This is a genomic window from Burkholderia sp. IT-111MI5 (genome assembly GCF_949752865.1).
Taxonomy (GTDB): Bacteria; Pseudomonadota; Gammaproteobacteria; order Burkholderiales; family Burkholderiaceae; genus Burkholderia; species Burkholderia pyrrocinia_C.
Genome location: NZ_CATKIF010000011.1, coordinates 138,463 through 158,743 on the forward strand (window position 1 = coordinate 138,463; position 20,281 = coordinate 158,743).

Below are 20,281 nucleotides of genomic sequence, written 5' to 3' on the forward strand. Positions count from 1 at the left end.
GCAACCGGCAATGCAATGCGGCGATTGCGCCGGACACGCGTAGTTTAAAGGGGCCGAGCCAGCGCGACCGAGTGGCGGACGATGGTGGGGGAACAGCCGGGTGCATGCGGCGGATTCAGGCGTGTGTGCGGAACGCGCTAGCCGGTCATGCGTCGTCGATGCGCCATTCCGCTCCGATTGCCGACAATGCACGTCCGATCGAGTCGAGCATGGCGTCACGCGTCGGCCCGAGCGTCGTGACGAGGAAGAACCCGTGTTCGTCGGTCGACAGGCCGATCAGCGGCCAGCCGCCGGTGTCATCGCGAATTTCAAGTTGTCGTCTGTCGGAATCGACGTCGCCGTGCGTTTGCCGCAGCGCATCCGCGATTGCATCGAATGCGTCGGCTGACGGGGTCGTGTGGATGCGGTATTCGAAACTCATCTTCATGGGCCGGTGTGCGAGGCACGCAGTCTAACCCGCGTCGCGGCACGCCCATTCCTCGATGCCAATGCAACCGGCGCCCGCCGCAGCGGGCGCCGGCCCGATCACCGCTCGTGCCGCTTCTTGCTCAGCTCGATCGTCTCGAACAGCTCGTACTGCGCGGTCGGGTGCTGATCGGCGCCCGGCGCGTGGTAGTAGCGCATCGTGATCGTCGTGTGGCCGCCCGGCTTGCCCGGGTCGTGGTCGAACACCGCGATCCCGTAACCGGTGCCCGTATCGCGGCGCGCGGACCAGATCGCATCCTCGAGCGCATCGGCCGGCTGGCGCACGAACGTGTTCGGCGCGGTGCCAGGCACCGGCCGGTTCGGCTTCGTGAACACCTTCGCCCGCGCAAAGCCGGTCGACGGGTTCTCGCCGTACACGTCGAGCGGTGCGCTGGTGCCGCCGCCGCCGAGGATCAGGTGAATCGTGCCGTGGCTCGTGTCGAACGTCGTGCGGTCCGGGTCGTTCGAGCCGACCGGACGCGGCTGCAGCGTCTCGACCACTTCGCCGGTCGTCGCGTCGACGCCCGCGCGGTGATTGCAGCCGCGCACCGGGTAGCTGCGCTCGTAGTCGTGATCGTGGCCGCACAGCACGAGGTCGACGCCGTAACGATCGAACAGCGGCAGCCATGCCTCGCGAATGCCTTTGTCGGAACCGTTGCCCGTCTTCGACGAACTGAGCGCGTCCTGGTGCATCTGCACGATGATCCAGTCGATGTCGTCGTCATGCGCAGCATGGCGCAGCGTGTGTTCGAGCCAGCGCGTCTGCTCGCCGTTGCTGTAGCCGCGCACGTAGAACGACGTGCCGGGCTCGATCGGCGGGCGGCCCGTGCTCGCGGCCGGCACGAGCGGCGCGGGGCCGCCGACGAACGCGGCGGCGTCCTGGTACACGACATCGTCGGCGTCGAGCGACACGAACAGCACCGAGCTCACGCGGAAGCTGTACCAGCGGCCCGGGAAACGCGTGCCGTTCTCCGGCAGCGTATAGCGCGCGAGATACGAGTCGAGCCCTTGCGGACCGTTGTTGAACTCGATCTCGTGATTGCCGGGGCAGGGCATCCACGGGCGATTCGCGGCCGACGTCTGGTTGTTGTTGCCGAAGTCGCGCCACACCTCGGGCTGGTGCGCGGGGTTCAGGTTCGCGTAGCAGAGGTCGCCGTTCAGCAGGTGGAACAGCGGCTGGAACTGCTCGACGGCCTGCACCGCGAAGCGGCTCTGCGGCGACGACAACACCCATGCGCCGTTCGGCGTCGCGAGATCGCCGTAGCTCGTGAAGCGGAACGGCGCGCGGCCGCGCGGCGCGGTCGAGAAATTCGCGGCGAACGGCTGCGCGGCGTTGCTGTCGTTGTCGGCCGTGATCTCGTAGCGGTAGCGCGTATCCGGCTTCAGCCCGTGCACGCGCGCGTGGTACGCGAACACGGTTTCGCCGTTCAGGCCGTCGGTGTACAGGCGCTGGACGCCGTGCACCGTGCGCGGCGGCTCGCCGTCGGCGACGACGCGCGCGCGCGGATTGACGGCCGGTGCGAGCGACGCCCACGAGATCACGACTTCGGACGTCGGGTCGTTGCCCCACGTCAGGTGGACCTGCTCGGGCGTGCCGTCCGGATTCGGCGCGGCGGCCCGGGCGGCCGCGAGCCCGCCGGCAGCGGTCGCAAGGCCGGATACGCCGGCAAGTTTCAGGAAGCCGCGACGCGACACCGACGCGGCCGGCTCGTTCGGCTGATCAGGGAGATTGTCCTGGTTCGACATGGTCGTAGTTTTCGTTGATGGGGACGCGAAAAGTGGAACCGCTCGGCCATGCGCGAGCGCGGCCGGGGCGTGGGCCGGAAACGAGCGGGATCCCGGTGACGCGCATTGTCGACGGGCAGTTTTGCCGCGTTGTGACAGCACGGCAACCACGTGTGTGGCGGCCGATACGAAGAGTCGCGCATCGCGTGGCATCCGGCCCGCTCCGAAGCGCGCTCGATCGCACCGAAAATTATTCGCCAACCTCGCGACGGATTTCTCTTGCCCGCTCCGTTTAACGCATGAACGGCCGCTTCCGGTCGATGCCCGTTACTTCGGAGTCTTTCATGAAACTTTCTGTTCCATTGCGGTTTGCCGCCGGATGCGTGGCCGTGCTGGCGGCGTCCGCCGCATTCGCGCAGGCCGTGATCGTCGCGCCTTACGCACCGCCGGCGCCGCGCGTCGAAGTGATGCCGGCGCCGCGCGCGGGCTACGTGTGGGACCAGGGCCACTGGCACTGGCGGCAGGGGCGCTACGTCTGGATTCCGGGTCACTGGCAAGTGGTGCGCGTCGGTTATCACTGGGTGCCCGGGCACTGGGCCGCGCGCGGCCCGGCCTGGCGCTGGGTGCCGGGCCACTGGGCCTGATGCGCGCGCCGCCGCGGCGGATCCTTCACGCAATGTCATGAGTCGAAGCCATGCCTTTTCGAACCATCGTGATACTGGCGGCCGCGGCCATCGTGCTGGCTGGCTGCGTCGTGGTGCCGGCGCGTCCGGTGTATTACCGGCCCGCGCCGGTCGTCGTATATTGAGCACGCCGGCCGACGGTTGCGCAACCGGGCGACGCGTGAGTTGCCGACAGGATCGATATGCCGCGCGAAACGGATGTCGATGAAACGGACATGGCCGACACCGTGTGCGACGCCGCGCGCGATGCGCACGGCGTTGCCGAACCGTCGGCGTGGCGCCGCGCGGCGATGGCCCGACGCATGCAAGGAGAGCACGACGATGAGCTTCAGCCGGGCGGCGGGCACACCTGCCGGCACAGCGCGACGCAATCGCGCTGCGCGACGGAGCGGGCGGCGTTGAACGATCGCGGCGACCGCGATCCGGACGCGGAACTCGTCGCGCGCGTCGGCGCGCGCGATTCGTCGGCGGTGCGCGTGCTCGTCGCGCGCAAGCTGCCGCGGCTGCTCGCATTGGCGACGCGCATGCTCGGCGATCGGAGCGAAGCCGAGGACGTCGCACAGGAGACGTTCTTGCGAATCTGGAATCAGGCGCCGCGCTGGCGCGAAGGCGAGGCGCGTTTCGACACGTGGCTGCATCGCGTCGTGCTGAACCTGTGCTACGACCGGTTGCGCGGCCGGCGCGAGGAGCCCGTCGATACGTTGCCCGACGTGCCGGATCCGCAACCGGAGCCGGCCGCGCATGCGGAACTGCGCTCGCGCGATGCGCGCGTGCGGCAGGCGCTTGCCGCGTTGCCGCCGCGGCAGCGGGAAGCGCTCGTGCTCCAGTACTATCAGGAAATGTCGAATGTGGAAGCAGCCAACCTGATGGGCATCACCGTTGATGCGCTGGAAAGCCTGCTCGCCCGCGCGAGGCGCAACCTGCGCGCGCAACTGGCCGGCGACCCACTTAGCGAGGACAAGCGATGACACCCGAACGATTTCGCACCATCGTCGCCGCGTACGGCTCGGACGCGCGGCGCTGGCCGGACGGCGAGCGCGCGGCCGCCGAGGCGTGGGCGCGCGCGAACCCGCGCGACGCGCTGCTGGCACTGGACGATGCCGCCGACCTCGATGAATGGCTCTCGTACGACACGGTCATGCCGCCTGCACCGGCGCTGGTCGAGCGCATCGTCGCGTCGGCACCCGCGCCGCAACGCGCGCGGCGGCGCGGCAACGTGTGGTGGTCGGGCGCGGCGTTCGCGGGCGTCGGCCTGGCCGGTGCGCTGGCGGGCGCGGTGGCCGTGTCGATGCTGATGCTCGGCAGCGTGCCGACGTCGCAGCACGAACCGGGTTATCTGACGACGACGTTCGGCGGCCCGAGCATCGACGGGAGCGATGAATGAGCGAACGCGGCTGGAAATTCATCCTCGTCGGCTCGGTCGTGTTGAACGTGTTCATGCTCGGCGCGATCGGCGGCGGCGTGTATCAGTGGTTCTCGACGCATCGTGACCAGCTTGCGGCGGGCGCGCCCGCGCAGCGCACCGCGTTGCGTTTCGCGGCGGACGAATTGCCCGATGCGCGGCAGCGCGAGTTTGCCGCCGCGCTGAAGGCCGCGCGCAAGAACGGCCGCGATTTCGCGCGGGAAGGGCGCGACGGCCGGATCACCGTGCTGGATCTGCTCGCCGCGCCGCAACTCGATCGCGCGGCGATCGACGCCGCACTTGATCGCACGCGCGCGGCCGATACCGCGATGCGTGCGCAGGTCGAGCGCAGTGTCGTCGATTTCGCGGCGACGCTGACGCCCGAAGAGCGCGTGAAGTTCGTCGACGGGTTGCAGCACAGCGGCAACTGGCGTCTGCCGCCGAGACTGCAGAAGAAGCCGGACACGCCGGCGAGCCAGTAAACATCAGGCAGGGCGACACGCGATACGCGTGTCGCCGGCACTCGCATTCGGTCACGCGCAATGCGTACACGGGATGAATTGCACGCGCCGTTGCGCGTCGATGACTCGCGCCGTTGCAGTGCCTCACCTCCGCCGCCTCTCCCGTTCCTCGTTTCTCCGATCCAGAAAATATTTGCGAGCTCCGCGACGGATTTCCCTGCATGCCTGCGTTAAACGTGGGTACGCACCGCCAGAGAGCCCGTCATGGACCACCCGAACGACATCACGCCGGCCGCGATCGCGCTGAACCGCTTCGGTCTCGGCGCGCGGGCCGACGAAGCGCTGCCTGCCGACCCGAAGGCGGCGCTCGTCGCGCAATTCGACCGTTACGACGCGCGGCCCGCCGCGTGGGCCGGCGAACCGGACGCGATCGCGCTCGCGACGCGCTTCGCGAACGCGCGCAACGCGATGACAGGCGACGACGCGGCCGCGAAGCGCGCGAACGCGCAATCGATCCGGCGCGACGGCTACGACGCGTATCGCAGCGCCGTCGCCGCACGGCTGAACAGCGCGCTGAACACGCCCGCGCCGTTCGTCGAGCGTCTCGTGCATTTCTGGGCGAACCATTTCGCGGTGTCGGTCGACAAGGGGCAGGTGGCCGCGTATGCGGGCGCGTTCGAACGCGACGCGATCCGCCCGCACGTGCTCGGCCGCTTCGAGGACATGCTCGTTGCCGTCGAACAGCATCCCGCGATGCAGGTCTTTCTCGACCAGGCACGCTCGGTCGGCCCGGACAGCCCGGCCGCGCTGCGCGCGCAAGCACGCAATCCGTCGGCGAAGCGCGGGCTCAACGAGAACCTCGCGCGCGAAATCATGGAACTGCACACGCTCGGCGTGCGAACCGGCTACACGCAAGCCGACGTGACGGAGTTCGCGCGCGCATTGACGGGCTGGAGCATCGCGGGCGGACGCGGGCCGCAGCCGGGCGATGCCGCACCCGGCGCGTTCGTGTTTCGCCCGAAGCTGCATGAACCGGGCACGCGCACGGTGATGGGGCGCACCTACGACCAGCCGGGCGAAGCGCAGGCGCGCGCGATCCTGCACGACCTCGCGCGGTCGGATGCGACGGGCCGGCATATCGCGTTCCAGCTTGCCCGTCATTTCGTCGCCGACAATCCGCCGCCCGCGCTGACCGACCGGCTGGCCCGCGCGTTCGATGCGAGCGGCGGCGATCTGCCGACCGTCTATCGCGCGCTCGTCGATGCGCCCGATGCGTGGTCGCCGGTCAACCGCAAGTTCAAGACGCCGTGGGAGTGGGCCGTATCGTCGCTGCGCGGGCTCGGCTGGCGCGAGATGGATGATCGGGGCGACCTGAAGGCCGCGCCGCTGCTCGCGCAGCTCGGCCAGCCGGTGTGGCGGCCGGGCTCGCCGGCGGGCTACGACGACGTCGCCGCGAGTTGGGCCGCGCCCGACGCGCTCGTGCGCCGCGTCGAGATCGCACAGCGCCTGGCCGCACGCACCGGCGACAGGCTCGACCCGCGCACGCTCGGCAACACACTGCTCGCCGGGTCGATGAGCGCGCCGACCGCGACCGCGCTGTCGCGCGCGGAAAGCGCGACCACGTCGCTCGCGCTGCTGCTCGTATCGCCCGATTTCCAACGGAGGTGAACATGGCACTGTCCCGCCGACAATTCCTGAGCGTTGCCGCCGCCGGCGCAGGCGCGATCCTCGTCGCGCCGCGGATCGTGTTCGCGAACGTCGAGACCGACCGGCGCTTCGTGTTCGTGATTCAGCGCGGCGCGGCCGACGGCCTGAACATCGTCGTCCCGTATGCGGAGCCCGCGTATGCGTCGCTGCGCGGCGCGCTCGCGATCGACACCGCGGCCGCGACGCGGCTCGACGGCACGTTCGCGCTGCATCCGTCGCTCACGCAGACCGCGCGGCTATACCGCGACGGGCAGGCGCTGTTCGTGCACGCGATCGCGTCGCCGTATCGCGACCGCTCGCATTTCGACGGGCAGAACGTGCTCGAAACAGGCGGCCGCGCGCCATATCAGGTGAAGGACGGCTGGTTGAACCGGCTCGCCGCGCTGCTGCCGGCGACGCGCGAAAGCGCGATCGCGTTCGCGCCGACCGTGCCGCTCGCGTTGCGCGGCACCGTGCAGGCCGCGTCGTATGCGCCGTCCGGTTTGCCGGCCGCGCCGGACGACCTGCTCGCGCGCGTGTCGGCGCTTTACGAGGCCGACACGCAGCTCGGCCCGCTGTGGCAATCGGCGATGCAAGCGCGCGGCCTCGCCGGCGACGCGCATGCGCGGCAGGATCCCGCGGGTGTCGGCAAGCTTGCCGCGACGTTCCTCGCGCGCGACGACGGCCCGCGGATCGCAATGATCGAAACGGGTGGCTGGGACACGCACAGCGCGCAGAACACGCGGCTCGCCAATCAACTGAAGGCGCTCGACACGATGCTCGCCGCACTGCGCGACGGCCTCGGGCCCGCATGGCAGCAGACCACGGTGCTGGTCGCGACCGAGTTCGGCCGCACGGCCGCGGCGAACGGCACGGGCGGCACCGATCACGGGCAGGCGTCGGTCGCGATGCTGGCGGGCGGCGTGGTCGCGGGCGGCCGCGTGATCGCCGACTGGCCGGGACTGCGGCCGGGCGACCTGTATGAAGGCCGCGACCTGAAGCCGACCGCCTCGCTCGATGCGCTGATCTCGGGCGCGGCTGCCGAAAGCCTGCGGCTCGATCCTCGCCGCACCGCGTCCGCGCTGTTTGCGGAAAGCGGTGCGACGCGGCCGATGACGGGCCTGATTCACGGGGCTGCGTGACGCGGGGTGTTGCCGCGTTCGACCTCGCCAAACGATTACACAACAGGGAGAATTGACGATGAAGATCCGATCCGTTTCGCTTGCCGTGCTGGTGAGCGCGAGTGCCGTGCTGATGTCCGCGTGCGTGGTCGAACCCGTGCGGCCGCCGCAGCCGGCGCCGCTCGTCGAAGTGATGCCGCCGCCACCGGCACCCGGCTATCGCTGGGCGAAGGGGCATTACCGGTGGGCCGGCAATCACTGGGCGTGGGTGCCCGGGCACTGGGTGGCCGTGTATTGACCGTGTGAGACGTGCCGCGCGGTTCGCGGCGAGGGTGCCGGGAAGCGGGCTCGAACTCGTTCACTGAACACTGGTGCGAAACGCAAGTCGGCCTCGACATCGACATCGACACCGACACCGACACCGACACCGACACCGACACCGACACCGACACCGACACCGACACCGACACCGACACCGACACCGACACCGACAGCGTGCTGCAGCGCACGCAGCGCACGCAGCGCCTACCACCCGATCCGGTGCTTCTCCTCCGTCTCGCGATGCCGCCAGTCGTCGTCCGCGTGCAGGTACTGGCTCGTCGTCGTGAGCGACACGTGGCCGAGGTTGTCACGCACGAGCCGCAGGTCGACGCGGCCGTCGGCCATATGCGAGCCCGCGCTGTGGCGCAGCCAGTGCGCGGACGCCTGTTCGAGCACGCGCGCCTGTTCGTCGCCGGCCGCGCCGTTCGCGCGCAGCCGGTCGGCCGCGTGCCGGAACACCTGCTTCACGATCCTGTGCAGCGCCGCGCGCGTGAGCGGCTTGCGCGCCTGGCCGAGCGGCAGCACGAGCGGCGTGGGCTCGCCGTCGGACGGCAGCGCGGGCAGCCCGTGCGCGCGCCGGTAGCGCGACAGCTCGGCCATCATCTCGTCGGTGGCCGGCACGAGCCGCTGCCGGCCGCCTTTGCCCATCACGTCGAGCCACCAGCGGTCGTGCCCGTTCGCGTCGTGCCGGCAGAAGAACTGGCCCATCGTCGTGTCGGCCGCTTCGGTGATGCGCAGCCCGCCGAGATACAGCAGCGTGAACAACCAGCGCGCGCGATCCGCATGGAAGCACGCGCGCGCATCGTCGCGCGGCATTGCGACGATCGCGTCCTTGACCGACTGCCACAGCGGTTGCCCGAGATGACGCGTGATGCGCGGCGCGGGACGACGCTGCCGCTGCCGCGACAACGCAAGCGGATTGCCGGCGAGGTAGCCGGCCTGCACGAGCCACGAGAACATCACGTTCAGGATCACCAGCGCCTGCCGCTGGCTGGCCGCCGACAGCGGCCCGTAGAACGGCCGCCAGCGCGGGTCGTCGCGCGGATGCTTGCGGCCGCCGTTCGCGCACCATACGTCGGTCGGTGCGGGCGCGAGCAGGAACTGCCGGTAGACGACGAGATCTTCGTGCGTGAGCGACGACAGCGGCTTGCCGCACGCGATCACGGCCCACAGCAGCAGGCGCTCGGCTTCCTTGCGGTAGTTCTGGAACGTGGTCGGCGTATCGACGAAGCGCGCGAGCCATGCGCGCACGGCGTCGAGATCGTTGGTCGCGGCGATCTGCGGATGCGTGCTGCCCGAGCGGTTGGTGCCCGCGCGTCCGTCGAGTGCGGCCGGCACGGTCAGCGTATCGATCGGCAGCGGGCGCAGCGCGGCGCCGGACGGAACGGGTGAGGTCATGCGAAGCGGGGGCGCAGTGTGGGCCGCGCGGGCGAACGAAGGCAGCGCGACAAAGCGTATCGGGAAGCGCCGATGGTACACGATCGTCATGCGGCGCATGCCGGTGCTTCGACGCCGAAGCGGACCAGGGTCCGTTGATGCGGATCACTGACGTTCCGCTGATCCTGCAAATTCACTCGCGAGGCTGGCCGTATCTCCGTGCTCGAAACCCCCATGACCGCGATCGCGCACGAAGTGCGGTCGGTTTTTCCGCACGACATGGCAGATTCGATGGCATCGGGCATGTCCACGCCGTGCGTAGTCCCTTGTTTTTTCAAGGAGCCACCTGACAGTCGGAAATATTTACGCTCGAATCGCGCCACGGGAATATGCCCGCGACGGTTGTCGATCCTTACGAAAGGCGTGTATTCTCCCTACAAATTCATAAAATAAAATCCGAGACACAGCCAGGGTTCCAGCGCCGGAATGGCAACGAGAGAACTCGTTTCGTAATTGACGCACGCTACCAATAACCTTAAAAAAGGACGGTTCCCGTGACACCAATTAGAAACGCAGCAACCATCTGCACCGTCGTGGGTGCGCTCTTGGCGACCGCGGCACTTTCCGATAACGCGTCGGCTCAGGCGCCCGCGGGGTCTTCCTCCGCTACGCCGCTGGCTGTCGGGCTCGTTTCGAGCGGCGTAGCCGAAGCGCAGGCAATCGAGGCGATCCGCGAAGGCGATATCCTGACGATCAAGCTGCGGTTCAAGCCGCTCGTCGCAAACAAGGTGGAAGTGCTCTATAGCTCGATCAGCAAGAGCGACTACGAGAACGGCATCTACGTGCTCGCAGGCAACAAGAAGCACTTGCTGCTGACGGACAGCAACAACCAGCCGCTGGCCAGCCCTCGCGTAGTTCTTAGCACATCGAAGGATTCTCCGAGCGCGGGCACGTGGTATGGGAGATTTCCCGCTCCGCCGAAGAACGTCACCAAGGTGTCGTTGTCGATTCCGGGTGTGGAAGCGCTCGACGGCATCAAGATTACCGATCGCTGACCATGGCCGGAGCGATCACATCAATCGTGGCGCTGATCCTGTCGGCGACCGCCGTCGGCGGTGCCTTCGCGCAAGCGCCGCCGGCGCATCGCGACATTCGCGATCTCAACGCAACCGTCCTGGACGTGAAGGGCTTCTCGTCCGATCTGAACAGCACCGTATCGGATCTGTCGGCCAGGGCATCGGGGCTCGCGGCACGGCACGACGGCCTGTCCGTGCGCGATGACAAGGCGACAGTGCGGGTGTCGATGCTGGGCGACATCCTGTTCGACTTCGACAAGGCCACTATCCGGCCGTCTGCCGAGCCGACACTCGACGACATCCTGCGGCTCGCCGCGTCCGTTCCGTCCGGGGCGATCGTGATCGAGGGGCATACCGATTCGAAAGGATCTGCCACGTATAACAAGACGCTGTCTTTCCGTCGTGCGAATGCCGTGGCCGACTGGCTCACGTCGCACGGGATGAAGAAGGCACGTTTGTCGGTCAAGGGGCTGGGGGGCAGCCGGCCGGTCGCGCCCAATACGCTCAGGAATGGCGCGGACAATCCGGACGGCCGTGCACTGAATCGCCGTGTCGAGTTCGTGTTGCCGAACGACGCGAAGCGCGCGAAGTAGGCGCCCGGCGTGCACATGCGGACCGTCGGCTGCGAAGCGCGCGGCTGAACCGGAGCACGGTAACGTGTCGGCGTGCGGGCGACATGGCACGAATGAGGGGGAGAACGCCGGCTGTAAGGCATTTGTGAACTTTCCCGCCGCGCCGATCGTCTAACCGCCCCTCCAACGCTTCCAGAGGAACACCAGATGCTTCGCCATTCCAGAACGCTGCTCGGCGCGGCCGTCATTGCCGGCAGCACGCTCCTCGCCGGATGCCAGACCGACGCGGCCGTCACGGCCGCGAGCGCGGCCCGCCCGGCCGACAGTCGGCCGGTGGCCAGGACCGTCTATGTCGCGCCGCAATCCGCGCGCTGCACGGGCGTCGCACCGATGGAATGCCTGCAGGTGCGCAGCAGCCCGAGCGAGCCGTGGAGCCTGTGGTACGCGGGCATCGAGGGCTTTGCGTACCAGCCCGGTTACCTGTACACGCTCGAAGTCGACGAATACCGCGTCGCGCGGCCGCCGGCCGACGGTTCGGCGATCCGCTGGGTGCTCAAGCGCGTCGTCGAGCGCCGCCAGGCGAACTGACGTCCGCGCTCACGCGGACGATCGCGCCGCCGCACGGGCCGGCGGCGCGGCCGTATCGATCCGCCGGAACACGACGGACGACAGCAGCGTGACGGCGCCCATGCACGCGAACGACAGCATGAATCCGCGCCCCATCGAGCCCCACCAGGCGGCGAACAGGTTCACTAGCCCGCCGCCGATCGATACGCCGAGCCCCATCGCCAGCATCTGCATCATCGTGAACAGGCTGTTGCCGCTGCCGGCGTCGGCATGCGACAGCCCCTTCAGCGTCACGCCGTTCATCGCCGCGAACTGCATCGAGTTCGCGGCGCCGAACGCGACCAGCAGCACGATCTCCAGCACCGGCGCGGGCCGCGCCGACACCAGCGCGAACCCCGCGATCGCACAGCCGACGATCCCCGTATTCACGACCAGAAACGTCGCGTAGCCGAAGCGCTTCACGAGCGGCGCGATCCAGCGTTTCGCGATGACGCCCGCGATCGCGGCCGGCAGCATCATCAGCCCCGATTGCAGCGGTGTATAGCCGAGTTGCACCTGCATCAGCAGCGGCAGCATGAACGGCACCGCGCTCGTGCCGATCCGGCACAGCAGGTTGCCGAGCAGCCCCGAACCGAAGTTCGGCTCGCGAAACAGCCCGAGCCGGAACAGCGGCTGCGCGCGCCGCCGCGCATGCGGCAGGTACGCGAGCGCGCTCGCCAGGCCGAGCACGGCGAGCCCGGCCGACCAGGCGGCGCGATGCGCGGGCATCGGCGGGTCGATCGCGAGCGACAGTGCGATCATCGCGACCGACAGCAGCGCACAGCCGACGAAGTCGAACGGCGGCGGCTGTTTCGCCTGGTCGTGCGGCAGGTAGCGCTGCACCGCGATGAAGCCGACCACGCCGACCGGCACGTTGACGATGAACACCCAGTGCCATGAAATCGCCTGCGTGAGCCAGCCGCCGAGCGTCGGCCCGACGATCGGGCCGAGCTGGCCGGCGATCGATACGAACGCGATCGCCGCGACGTACTGTTCGCCCGGCACGCGGCGCAGCACGGCGAGCCGCCCGATCGGCAGCAGCATCGAGCCGCCGATGCCTTGCACGGCGCGCGCGACGACGAGCTGGCCGAGCGTATGCGATGCCGCGCAGCCGATCGACGCGAGCACGAACACGAGAATGGCGACCGAGAACACGCGGCGCGTGCCGAACCGGTCGGCGAGCCAGCCGGACGCCGGCGTGAGCATCGCCATCATCAGCGTGTAGGCGACCACGACGGGCTGCATCGCGAGCGGCGACGCGTGCAGGCTTTGCGCGATCGAAGGCAGGGCAGTGTTGACGATCGTCGTGTCGAGCGACTGCATGAAGAACGCAGCGGCGACGATCCAGAGCAGCGCGGAGTGTGTGGGTTCCCGGGACATGGCGAAATGGCGGTGCGAAGACCGGGCGCGGGCGGCACCATTGCACGGACGCGCGGCGCCTGCCGGTCTTCAAGCGCTCGATGGTACCGATTCCTGTGGCCATCGGGAAGCTGCCTGGAGACATCGATTGTCATCGGCAATGCGTGATGCTCGATCCCGTCCGGCGTAGCGCACCTGCCACGCGTGATGCGCCCGTATTCCCGCACGCGCGCCGCGCATCGTCATGCCGGCCGTTTCTGCGAAATCATGAGCAGCGCGCCGTTCTTGTCCTCCAGCACCGCGCGGTATTCGTGCGGCCCGCACGGGCATGCGCACCGACGCGCCGGCCTTCACGGCCCGCGCCATCGCCGCATACAGGTCGTCGTCCTCGTCGACGCGCAGCGTGTTGGTCGCGCCGAAGGCCGCGAACGAGGCACTGGTCAAGGGGCTGGCGCGCGAGGAGGGGCGTTGCAACGTTCGCGCGAATTCGATCCTGGTCGGCGTGATCGAGGCCGGGATGTTTCCGGTGCTGCTCGAACAGGGGCAGTTCGACCAGGCTTGGATCGACGAGACGCAGAAGATGCTCGCGCTCAAGCGCTGGGGGAAGGCGCACGCACGGCTACGCAAATCGCTCGAACGCATCGAAGAATGCTATGAATATACCGACCGAGGATCCGGCCGAGGGGCGCTGACTCCGCGGGCCACGATGTCCGCACAGATCGTTGATTTCCATCAAGGCTTTGGCGTCGGCTTGCTTTGATGTCGGGCTGCTGATGAACGACATTGAAAGTGTCGACACTGGCGCTTGTACTTGCTGCCGGAGTGGCGCAGCGGGTCGATTCGCCGGTGCATTTCACGTACTGCCGCGGAGCTTGATATGTCATCGCACGGGCCGCGTAGGGCCATCGCCATCATTTTCCGCGAGCATGAGCAATTGTCTACCGTGATCGACGGCATGCGGCGGTTTGTCCATCTTCTGACGACTGGCAAGCCCGCTCCGGGTCTCATGGTGTTTCGGGCCATGCTTTATTACATTCGCGAGTACCCTGAGAAGGTGCATCATCCCAAGGAGGAGCGTTACTTGTTTGCGCCGCTGCGGGACAAGACAAACGAGTTCGACAGTGTCATTGACGAACTGGAATCTCAACACGCGTTGGGAGAATTGAAGTTGATGAATCTGGAGCACGCATTGACGCGCTATGAGCTGAAGGGCGCTCCCGCACTTCGTGCTTTGCAAGCCAAGGTGGACGAATATGCCGAGTACTACGCCGATCACCGGTGTATGGAAGAGACGTTGATTTTGCCCGCCGCCGGACGCCTGCTGACGGCGGAAGACTGGGCCGAGACGGACGCCGCCTTCGGAGCCAATCGCGATCCGTTCGACGGGAGCGAGCTCGAAGCCGATCTCGACAAATTGTTTTCGATGATCGTCAATACGATTCCGGAGACGGAAAGTTAGCGGCTCGGTGATGGCTCTTTCGGTGCGGGCCGTCTCATGACGCAAACCCGGATCGAAATGGCGGCCGCGCAGTCGAGCAAGTGTTTTATCGGCGTGCAGGTCAGGCGCGCGAAAAAAGCGACGCGCCGCCGGCGCTGCAGCACGTGCTCGAGCTGCGGCAAAAAACCGGCGGCCCGGCCAAAAATCGGGGGCGCATCGAAATATGCTCCGTCGGCCGGCAACACCCGCCACATAAGGCGCGCGCGGCGCCCGTGCGCGCGCGTCGCACCGAAAGAGCTTGACGGGGCGGCCGCTACCGCGTAGTGTCCGTGACCGAAGTCTTCAAGAAGTTCGATTGCTCATCATTGGCCGCACTCCGTGTGCGGCAGTCGTTGGTCTCTCCCTCTTTGATTCTTTCTGTGCCCGTCGCGGGCGCATGTTCAATTATTCGTATTAAGGAAGTATTTGTGGATACCGGTACCGTCAAGTGGTTCAACGAAACCAAGGGCTTTGGTTTCATCTCCCCGGACAACGGCGGCGACGATCTGTTCGCCCATTTCTCGGAAATTCGCGGCACGGGCTTCAAGACCCTGGCCGAAGGCCAGAAGGTCAGCTTCGAAGTGAAGCGCGGCCCGAAGGGTCTGCAAGCGTCGAACATCACGCCGCAGTAAGCCGCGTCGGCATCGGCCGCCGATCGGCGGCGGGTGCCGGATGGAGTTTCGCGCGGGGCGCCGCTGTTCCGGTGGCCTGCGCGTTCCGATGCGCACGACCGATGCATCGCGACATTCACGATGCATCGGCCGTGACGCCTCCCCATCGCATGCGTGACCCGCGTGCGACATAACGCCCTCGCGAAGCGAGCGCCGCTTCGCCAGCGCATCACCGCTTTAACGCATCAACCCGAGCAGACCGACGCCATGCCATAGCAGCCGGCGCGGTCCCGACTACTTGCGCGGCGCTCATCGCGCCGCCGCCACCGACCGCCCGAACGCCGCAACGCGCCGGGCTCCGATCGCAAGACAGGCCCGTGGCCCGTCTGAACGAACCGATACCCGGCAGCCTGCCGGCCGTCGTCCCGTTGCGGGAAACGGCGCCGGGCAGATCGCCGCGGCCGCGGTCAATCACCTTGTCTGGAGGAATTGGTTTGGCAAAAGAAGAACTGCTGGAACTGGACGGAATCGTCGACGAAGTGCTGCCGGACAGCAAATACCGTGTCACGCTGGAAAACGGCGTGGTGGTGGGCGCATATGCGTCGGGCCGCATGCGCAAGAACCACATCCGCATTCTCGCGGGTGACCGCGTGACGCTGGAACTGTCGATGTACGACCTTACCAAGGGCCGCATCAACTTCCGTCACAAGGACGCGAATTCCCCGCGTCCGCAACGCAACAGCGGGCCGCGCCGCTAAGCGGCCAGGATCGCGCGCGCAGCACCGCGCCGATCTACTCCCGTCCGGCCATGCGGCCGGACGAACCGGATGGACGGCACGGGTCGTGCCGTTCGTCGGTCGCCGGCGGCGTCGTCACGCCGTGGCGGCCCAGGTCGCATCCCGATCGAACCGCCCGGTTCGGATCGTCGTTTCTCCCCCGTACTCGTTGATTCGCTGCGCATTGCGCCGGCCGGCCACATCGGCAGCTGGTTGAGCACGCACGCCGCGCACGCACAGTGCGTCGCTTTACGCGGATGCCGGCACGGTCGTACACTCGTCGGCAATTCGCGGCCCGCGCGTGGCTTTCAATCCCTTCAGTCGCTTTCAGCGGGCCAACGACCGTGCCAGCCGGACATTCGTCGCGCGACGCCAGGAGGCGCCATGAGTGCAGACGCAGCTCCCGCATCCCCACCGGTTCAGGATCGCATCCAGCACGTGTTCGTGCTGATGCTCGAGAACCGCTCGTTCGATCACCTGTTCGCGCTGTCGGGCATCGCCGACATCGTCGCCGCGTCGCCGGGCGACAGCAATGCGTATGGCGGCGCCGTCTATCCGTTCGGCGGCGGCGCGCCCGACCGGATGCCGACCGACCCGTGCCACGAATTCACCGACGTGCTCGAACAGCTCTGCGGCGCGGGCGTGCCGTTCGTGAAAGGGCAGGCTTATCCGGGCGTCAATAATTCGGGATTCGTGTCGAACTACGCGACGTCGCATTCCGAAGGCACGCCGCCTCAGCCGGCCGACGCGGGCAAGATCATGCAGGGCGCCGACGTGCGGACGCACGCGCCGTCGCTGTACGCACTCGCGAATGCGTTCGTGCTGTGCGACGCGTGGCATGCGTCGATGCCGGGGCCGACCTGGCCGAACCGCTTCTTCCTGCACGGCGCGTCGTCGGCCGGGCTCGACCATTCGCCGACCAGGGAGGAAATGGGCGGGTGGGAGGCGTTCGACGGCTTCCGCTATCCGAAGGGTTCGATCTTCGGCGCGCTCGGCGACGACAACTGGCGCATCTACCAGGATCAGTCGGGCGACCCGCTCGGCCACGTGCCGCAGGTCGCGTCGCTGAAGGGCATCAGCTTCGTCGACGTCGACGATCTCGCGCACTTCGAGGCCGATCTCGCGGCCGGCTACACGGCACGCTACACGTTCATCGAGCCGAGCTACGGCGACATCGTGCACGGCACCTACCGGAACGGCAGCTCGCAACACCCGATGGACGGGCTGGCCGGCGGCGACCAGCTCGCCGCGCGCGTGTACAACGCGATCCGCAATTCGCCGGTGTGGAACAGCAGCCTGTTCGTGATCGTCTACGACGAGCACGGCGGCTTCTACGATTCGGTCAGGCCGGGCGCCGCGCCGCCGCCGAACGACGGCGCGGCCGCGACGCTGAATGCGAGCGGCTTCGGCTTCGACGTGTATGGCGTGCGCGTGCCGGCGATCGTGATTTCGCCGTGGGTCGCGGCCGGGAAGGTCGACCACACGCCGTACGATCATGCGTCGGTCGCCGCGACGCTCGAGCGGCTGTTCGGCCTCGCGCCGCTGACCGATCGCGACCGCCTCGCCAACGACCTGCTGGCGCTCGTGACGACCACCTGCCGCACCGACTGCCCGCAAAGGATTGGATCATGAGCACGACCCCGGCCCTGGACCCGCGTGACGCGCTGCCCGTGCGCGACGGCACGAGCCTGATCGCCTATCTGCACATCCTGAAGAAAGCGCATGCGGCGCTGGTCGGTCACGACAACGCCCATCTGCGCTTCAGCGAGATCGTGACGCGCGGGCAGGCGCGGCAATACATCGAGGAACTGATGCCGACGCTGCTGCAGGCGCGTGCGGAACACCGGCGGCGCCGGCACGGCGGGAAGCATCGCTGACGGGTATGGCGGCGCACGGGTGGGGCGGTGTGAAGCCGGTGCGTGCGTGAGAGAGGCCGCGACGCGTCACGCCGCTTGGCGCGCGCGCTGCACGCGGACTGCCGCTACCGCCGCACCCGTCAACTGAACGGCCGCGCCGGCAAACATCGCCGCGCGCAAGCCGGTCGCGCCGCCGTGCGCGGCCGCGAACAGCGTGCCGAGTACCGCGATTCCGAGCGTCGCGCCGGCCATCCGCGCGACGTTGACGAGCGCACTCGCGGTGCCCGAGCGCGCGGCCTCGACCGCGCCGACGGCGACGGTCATCAACGGCCCTGTCGCGATCCCCATTCCGAGTCCCGTCAACGCTAGCCCGATTTCAGCGCCGAGCAGGCTCGATGAACCGGCGGACACGCCGATCGCAGCGAGCCCGCTCGCGATCACCGCGACGCCGCCGGCCGTCGTCGTGCGCGTGCCGACGCGCTCGGACAGCGGCCCGGAGCACGGCGACACGACAACGAACGCGAGCGCCATCGGCAGCAGCGCGAGGCCCGCGCCGATCGAGTCGAGGCGGCCGATGCTTTGCCAGGTCAGCGGCAGCAGGAACAGCACGCCGTACATCCCGAACGTCATGCCGGCGGTTGCGGCGATCGCGCCGCGAAACGTGCCGATCCGGAAGAGGTCGAGCGGTACAAGCGCGGCCGCGCCGTGGCGCCGTTCGATCGAGGTGAATACGACGAACGACACAATCGCGACGCAGCTCGCGAGCGCGCACGCGGCCGGCGAATCGCGGAACACGATCGCCGAATATGCGAGCGCGCCGAGCGCGAGCGCACCCGTAACTTGCGCGCCGCCGTCGAAATGCCGGCCGCGCGGGTCGGACGACTCGGGCACGGCCGGGATCGCGAGCAGCATCGCGGCGATGCTCAGCGGCACGACGACGAAGAAGATGCTGCGCCAGCCGAAGTGCCGGATCAGCACGCCGCCGAGCGTCGGGCCGATCGCCATTGCCGCGCCGTTGCACGCAGCCCAGATGCCGAGCGCGCGGCCGCGCTCGACCGGATCGCGCCACACGACACGCACGATCGCGAGCGACGCGGGCAGCAACAATGCCGCGCCGACACCGGCCAGCGCGCGTGCGGCGATCAACACCGACACCGACGGCGCGAGCGCGCACAGCAGCGACGCGACCGTAAACAGCGCGGTGCCGGCGATGAAAATGCGACGCCGGCCGTGGACATCGGCGAGTAGCCCGCCGGTCAGCAGCAGTACCGCGTAACTGAGGTTGTAACTGTCGACGACCCATTGCAATGCATCGACGCCCGCGTGGAAATAGTCGCCGATCGCGCGCGTCGCGAGATTGACGACGGCCGTGTCGACCTGTGCGACGAGCACGGCGATGCAGAGGGGCAGCAGGGTCAGGCCGCGCCGTCTGCCGGCACGGCTGGCGTATTCGGCGAATTGTTCGATGCGGGTCACGAGCGATGCTCCTCGGGTGTCGATCGATCGAGCTTAGGCGCCGCCTGCTGACAGCGTGGCGTCAGCAGGCGAGGGTAGCCGGCACGCAAGCGGCGTACCCGGCATCGCGGTCGTTTGCCTCTTTCCTCCCGTCAAAAGAAAACGGGGCTTCCACCCCGTTTCGCACCGCTTCCGGATGGATGCCTGCCGCGCCGCAGTTGTACATCGCGGTCGGCATCTCGGGCGCGATCCAGCATCTCACCGGCATGAAGGATTCGAAGGTGATCGTCGTGATCAACAAGGATCCGGAAGCGCCGATCTTCAGCGTGGTCGACTACGGTGTCGTCGGCGACCTGTTCACGCTCGTGCCGGAAGCGGTCGCGGCGCTCTGACGATGCCGCTATTCGAATTCAATGAGATGCGGCCGCGCGTCGATCCGTCCGCGTATGTCGACCCGAGCGCGGTCGTGGTCGGCGACGTGACGATCGGCGCGCGCTGCTACATCGGCCCGCATGCGAGCCTGCGGCGACTTCGGCGCGATCGTCGTCGCGGACGGCAGCAACGTGCAGGACGGCTGCGTGCTGCATGAAGGGTCGGCGAGCCGTGCCGGCTCGGCGTCAACGGCCACGTCGGCCATGGCGCGATCGTGCATGACGCGACGCTCGAACCGGACCCGATGATCGGGCCGATACCGGATCGATTGCGTCACACGTCGCCGTTGGCTTAAGATCGGCAGGAGTTCATCCCACGCCTTCAGCGCCAATGAAAACGAGCATACGCCTGCGGGTCGCCGTCATTACCTCCGCCTTTGCGGTTTTCAACGTCTACATGCACATTCAGCAGTTCATCAGCGGCTGCATATGGGTCAGGGGCCATCATCGCTGCAGTTTCGAAAACAGCGCGAATTTCGAAGGCTGGATGGATCTCGACCTGCTGGTCACGTGCTGCTGGGTCGCCGGCGCCGTGATGGGCTGGGTGGCCGTCGCGGAGGCGGCGAGAAAGCCGGGTTAACGGGCGACACCCGTGTTCGTGTTCGACGAATCGGCTGCAACATGACGCTCGATCGAATCGACTCTGTCAATCCGTGACTACGCGTATTCGCTGGCCGGCGGCGAAGCCGCTCTTGATTCCGCTCTTGATTCAATCGAACCGGAAATGAACTCGCGAGCTGCTGTCGGCGGAAGAGATCACGGCGATCCTCGGCGAGTGTTTCCGCGCGGCGCGAGTGCCGCGTGGTGTGCGATCGTCGCGT

Annotated in this window: 22 protein-coding genes and 2 pseudogenes; 19 read left to right on the top strand and 5 right to left on the bottom strand. The window is 67.9% G+C overall.

Annotated elements, in window-relative coordinates; genetic code table 11:
* Positions 1-145: 145 nt before the first annotated feature.
* Together ACM6JT_RS08815 and ACM6JT_RS08820 are read right to left on the bottom strand one after the other, a co-directional pair.
* Complete coding sequence (locus tag ACM6JT_RS08815) at positions 146-427, bottom strand: hypothetical protein (RefSeq protein WP_414856293.1); 282 nt, start codon at positions 425-427, stop codon at positions 146-148.
* A 98-nt stretch (positions 428-525) separates the two neighbouring features.
* Complete coding sequence (locus ACM6JT_RS08820; RefSeq protein ID WP_414856294.1) at positions 526-2,211, bottom strand: purple acid phosphatase family protein; 1,686 nt, start codon at positions 2,209-2,211, stop codon at positions 526-528.
* Between the two features lie 323 nt (positions 2,212-2,534).
* On the opposite strand from ACM6JT_RS08820, the gene ACM6JT_RS08825 reads away from it, so the two are divergent.
* The 7 genes from ACM6JT_RS08825 to ACM6JT_RS08855 all read left to right on the top strand — a co-directional run bounded on the left by ACM6JT_RS08825 (position 2,535) and on the right by ACM6JT_RS08855 (position 7,841).
* On the top strand, positions 2,535-2,834 hold the full coding sequence (locus ACM6JT_RS08825; protein ID WP_414856295.1) for a YXWGXW repeat-containing protein: 300 nt from the start codon (positions 2,535-2,537) through the stop codon (positions 2,832-2,834).
* A gap of 221 nt (positions 2,835-3,055) precedes the next feature.
* The gene (locus ACM6JT_RS08830; RefSeq protein WP_414856296.1) at positions 3,056-3,841 is read left to right on the top strand and encodes an RNA polymerase sigma factor; all 786 of its coding nucleotides are present in this window, start codon (positions 3,056-3,058) and stop codon (positions 3,839-3,841) included.
* Positions 3,838-4,257, top strand: coding sequence for a hypothetical protein (locus ACM6JT_RS08835; RefSeq protein WP_131948924.1), 420 nt, complete (start codon positions 3,838-3,840; stop codon positions 4,255-4,257). Before ACM6JT_RS08830 ends, ACM6JT_RS08835 begins: the two co-directional genes overlap by 4 nt.
* Positions 4,254-4,757: a periplasmic heavy metal sensor gene (locus ACM6JT_RS08840; protein ID WP_034180187.1), complete on the top strand. Its 504-nt coding sequence runs from the start codon at positions 4,254-4,256 to the stop codon at positions 4,755-4,757. The genes ACM6JT_RS08835 and ACM6JT_RS08840 overlap by 4 nt, the downstream gene beginning before the upstream one ends.
* A 243-nt stretch (positions 4,758-5,000) precedes the next feature.
* On the top strand, positions 5,001-6,404 hold the full coding sequence (locus ACM6JT_RS08845; RefSeq protein WP_414856297.1) for a DUF1800 domain-containing protein: 1,404 nt from the start codon (positions 5,001-5,003) through the stop codon (positions 6,402-6,404).
* A gap of 2 nt (positions 6,405-6,406) precedes the next feature.
* Positions 6,407-7,564, top strand: coding sequence for a DUF1501 domain-containing protein (locus ACM6JT_RS08850; RefSeq protein ID WP_414856298.1), 1,158 nt, complete (start codon positions 6,407-6,409; stop codon positions 7,562-7,564).
* Positions 7,565-7,622: 58 nt separating this feature from the next.
* Positions 7,623-7,841, top strand: a complete 219-nt coding sequence (locus tag ACM6JT_RS08855) for a YXWGXW repeat-containing protein (RefSeq protein WP_034180184.1) — start codon at positions 7,623-7,625, stop codon at positions 7,839-7,841.
* Between the two features lie 227 nt (positions 7,842-8,068).
* Here ACM6JT_RS08855 and ACM6JT_RS08860 read toward each other — a convergent pair whose 3' ends face one another.
* Complete coding sequence (locus tag ACM6JT_RS08860; protein ID WP_243566552.1) at positions 8,069-9,262, bottom strand: tyrosine-type recombinase/integrase; 1,194 nt, start codon at positions 9,260-9,262, stop codon at positions 8,069-8,071.
* 533 nt (positions 9,263-9,795) lie between these two features.
* Between ACM6JT_RS08860 and ACM6JT_RS08865 the strand changes: the two genes are divergently transcribed.
* The 3 genes from ACM6JT_RS08865 (at position 9,796) to ACM6JT_RS08875 (ending at position 11,477) form a co-directional block, all read left to right on the top strand.
* A complete protein-coding gene (locus ACM6JT_RS08865) occupies positions 9,796-10,296 on the top strand; it encodes a hypothetical protein (RefSeq protein ID WP_235212459.1) in 501 nt (166 codons plus the stop codon).
* Positions 10,297-10,298: 2 nt separating this feature from the next.
* On the top strand, positions 10,299-10,910 hold the full coding sequence (locus ACM6JT_RS08870; RefSeq protein ID WP_414856729.1) for an OmpA family protein: 612 nt from the start codon (positions 10,299-10,301) through the stop codon (positions 10,908-10,910).
* A 186-nt stretch (positions 10,911-11,096) separates the two neighbouring features.
* Positions 11,097-11,477: a DUF4377 domain-containing protein gene (locus tag ACM6JT_RS08875; RefSeq protein WP_414856299.1), complete on the top strand. Its 381-nt coding sequence runs from the start codon at positions 11,097-11,099 to the stop codon at positions 11,475-11,477.
* A gap of 9 nt (positions 11,478-11,486) precedes the next feature.
* On the opposite strand, the gene ACM6JT_RS08880 is transcribed toward ACM6JT_RS08875, so the two are convergent.
* The gene (locus tag ACM6JT_RS08880; RefSeq protein ID WP_414856300.1) at positions 11,487-12,875 is read right to left on the bottom strand and encodes a DHA2 family efflux MFS transporter permease subunit; all 1,389 of its coding nucleotides are present in this window, start codon (positions 12,873-12,875) and stop codon (positions 11,487-11,489) included.
* Between the two features lie 307 nt (positions 12,876-13,182).
* On the opposite strand from ACM6JT_RS08880, the gene ACM6JT_RS08885 reads away from it, so the two are divergent.
* The 6 genes from ACM6JT_RS08885 to ACM6JT_RS08910 all read left to right on the top strand — a co-directional run bounded on the left by ACM6JT_RS08885 (position 13,183) and on the right by ACM6JT_RS08910 (position 17,595).
* On the top strand, positions 13,183-13,614 hold the full coding sequence (locus ACM6JT_RS08885) for an SDR family oxidoreductase (RefSeq protein WP_254640302.1): 432 nt from the start codon (positions 13,183-13,185) through the stop codon (positions 13,612-13,614).
* A 117-nt stretch (positions 13,615-13,731) separates the two neighbouring features.
* Positions 13,732-14,313: a hemerythrin domain-containing protein gene (locus tag ACM6JT_RS08890; RefSeq protein ID WP_034180179.1), complete on the top strand. Its 582-nt coding sequence runs from the start codon at positions 13,732-13,734 to the stop codon at positions 14,311-14,313.
* A gap of 446 nt (positions 14,314-14,759) precedes the next feature.
* Positions 14,760-14,963, top strand: coding sequence for a cold-shock protein (locus ACM6JT_RS08895; protein WP_006483056.1), 204 nt, complete (start codon positions 14,760-14,762; stop codon positions 14,961-14,963).
* Between the two features lie 473 nt (positions 14,964-15,436).
* On the top strand, positions 15,437-15,700 hold the full coding sequence (gene infA / locus ACM6JT_RS08900; protein WP_034180178.1) for a translation initiation factor IF-1: 264 nt from the start codon (positions 15,437-15,439) through the stop codon (positions 15,698-15,700).
* 402 nt (positions 15,701-16,102) lie between these two features.
* Complete coding sequence (locus ACM6JT_RS08905; RefSeq protein ID WP_034180177.1) at positions 16,103-17,350, top strand: alkaline phosphatase family protein; 1,248 nt, start codon at positions 16,103-16,105, stop codon at positions 17,348-17,350.
* Positions 17,347-17,595 (top strand): hypothetical protein, encoded by a 249-nt coding sequence (locus ACM6JT_RS08910; RefSeq protein WP_105391932.1) that lies wholly within the window; start codon positions 17,347-17,349, stop codon positions 17,593-17,595. Before ACM6JT_RS08905 ends, ACM6JT_RS08910 begins: the two co-directional genes overlap by 4 nt.
* Before the next feature lie 66 nt (positions 17,596-17,661).
* On the opposite strand, the gene ACM6JT_RS08915 is transcribed toward ACM6JT_RS08910, so the two are convergent.
* A complete protein-coding gene (locus tag ACM6JT_RS08915; RefSeq protein ID WP_414856301.1) occupies positions 17,662-19,050 on the bottom strand; it encodes an MFS transporter in 1,389 nt (462 codons plus the stop codon).
* A 185-nt stretch (positions 19,051-19,235) separates the two neighbouring features.
* Between ACM6JT_RS08915 and ACM6JT_RS08920 the strand changes: the two are divergent.
* From ACM6JT_RS08920 to ACM6JT_RS08930, 3 genes and pseudogenes are all read left to right on the top strand, one after another.
* A pseudogene (locus ACM6JT_RS08920) lies at positions 19,236-19,421 on the top strand (FAD-binding protein); the annotation flags it as partial.
* Positions 19,422-19,423: 2 nt separating this feature from the next.
* Positions 19,424-19,714, top strand: a pseudogene (locus ACM6JT_RS08925) (phenylacetic acid degradation protein PaaY); the annotation flags it as partial.
* Positions 19,715-19,791: 77 nt separating this feature from the next.
* A complete protein-coding gene (locus ACM6JT_RS08930; protein ID WP_034180175.1) occupies positions 19,792-20,040 on the top strand; it encodes a hypothetical protein in 249 nt (82 codons plus the stop codon).
* The last annotated feature ends 241 nt before the right edge of the window (positions 20,041-20,281 follow it).

What these genes read in the sequence shown, in the direction of transcription:
- ACM6JT_RS08815 (WP_414856293.1), bottom strand. Translation starts at nt 427, where the DNA reads ATGAAGATGAGTTTCGAATACCGCATCCACACGACCCCGTCAGCCGAC.
- ACM6JT_RS08820 (WP_414856294.1), bottom strand. Translation starts at nt 2,211, where the DNA reads ATGTCGAACCAGGACAATCTCCCTGATCAGCCGAACGAGCCGGCCGCG.
- ACM6JT_RS08825 (WP_414856295.1), top strand. Translation starts at nt 2,535, where the DNA reads ATGAAACTTTCTGTTCCATTGCGGTTTGCCGCCGGATGCGTGGCCGTG.
- ACM6JT_RS08830 (WP_414856296.1), top strand. Translation starts at nt 3,056, where the DNA reads ATGCCGCGCGAAACGGATGTCGATGAAACGGACATGGCCGACACCGTG.
- ACM6JT_RS08835 (WP_131948924.1), top strand. Translation starts at nt 3,838, where the DNA reads ATGACACCCGAACGATTTCGCACCATCGTCGCCGCGTACGGCTCGGAC.
- ACM6JT_RS08840 (WP_034180187.1), top strand. Translation starts at nt 4,254, where the DNA reads ATGAGCGAACGCGGCTGGAAATTCATCCTCGTCGGCTCGGTCGTGTTG.
- ACM6JT_RS08845 (WP_414856297.1), top strand. Translation starts at nt 5,001, where the DNA reads ATGGACCACCCGAACGACATCACGCCGGCCGCGATCGCGCTGAACCGC.
- ACM6JT_RS08850 (WP_414856298.1), top strand. Translation starts at nt 6,407, where the DNA reads ATGGCACTGTCCCGCCGACAATTCCTGAGCGTTGCCGCCGCCGGCGCA.
- ACM6JT_RS08855 (WP_034180184.1), top strand. Translation starts at nt 7,623, where the DNA reads ATGAAGATCCGATCCGTTTCGCTTGCCGTGCTGGTGAGCGCGAGTGCC.
- ACM6JT_RS08860 (WP_243566552.1), bottom strand. Translation starts at nt 9,262, where the DNA reads ATGACCTCACCCGTTCCGTCCGGCGCCGCGCTGCGCCCGCTGCCGATC.
- ACM6JT_RS08870 (WP_414856729.1), top strand. Translation starts at nt 10,299, where the DNA reads ATGGCCGGAGCGATCACATCAATCGTGGCGCTGATCCTGTCGGCGACC.
- ACM6JT_RS08875 (WP_414856299.1), top strand. Translation starts at nt 11,097, where the DNA reads ATGCTTCGCCATTCCAGAACGCTGCTCGGCGCGGCCGTCATTGCCGGC.
- ACM6JT_RS08880 (WP_414856300.1), bottom strand. Translation starts at nt 12,875, where the DNA reads ATGTCCCGGGAACCCACACACTCCGCGCTGCTCTGGATCGTCGCCGCT.
- ACM6JT_RS08885 (WP_254640302.1), top strand. Translation starts at nt 13,183, where the DNA reads ATGCGCACCGACGCGCCGGCCTTCACGGCCCGCGCCATCGCCGCATAC.
- ACM6JT_RS08890 (WP_034180179.1), top strand. Translation starts at nt 13,732, where the DNA reads ATGTCATCGCACGGGCCGCGTAGGGCCATCGCCATCATTTTCCGCGAG.
- ACM6JT_RS08905 (WP_034180177.1), top strand. Translation starts at nt 16,103, where the DNA reads ATGAGTGCAGACGCAGCTCCCGCATCCCCACCGGTTCAGGATCGCATC.
- ACM6JT_RS08910 (WP_105391932.1), top strand. Translation starts at nt 17,347, where the DNA reads ATGAGCACGACCCCGGCCCTGGACCCGCGTGACGCGCTGCCCGTGCGC.
- ACM6JT_RS08930 (WP_034180175.1), top strand. Translation starts at nt 19,792, where the DNA reads ATGAAAACGAGCATACGCCTGCGGGTCGCCGTCATTACCTCCGCCTTT.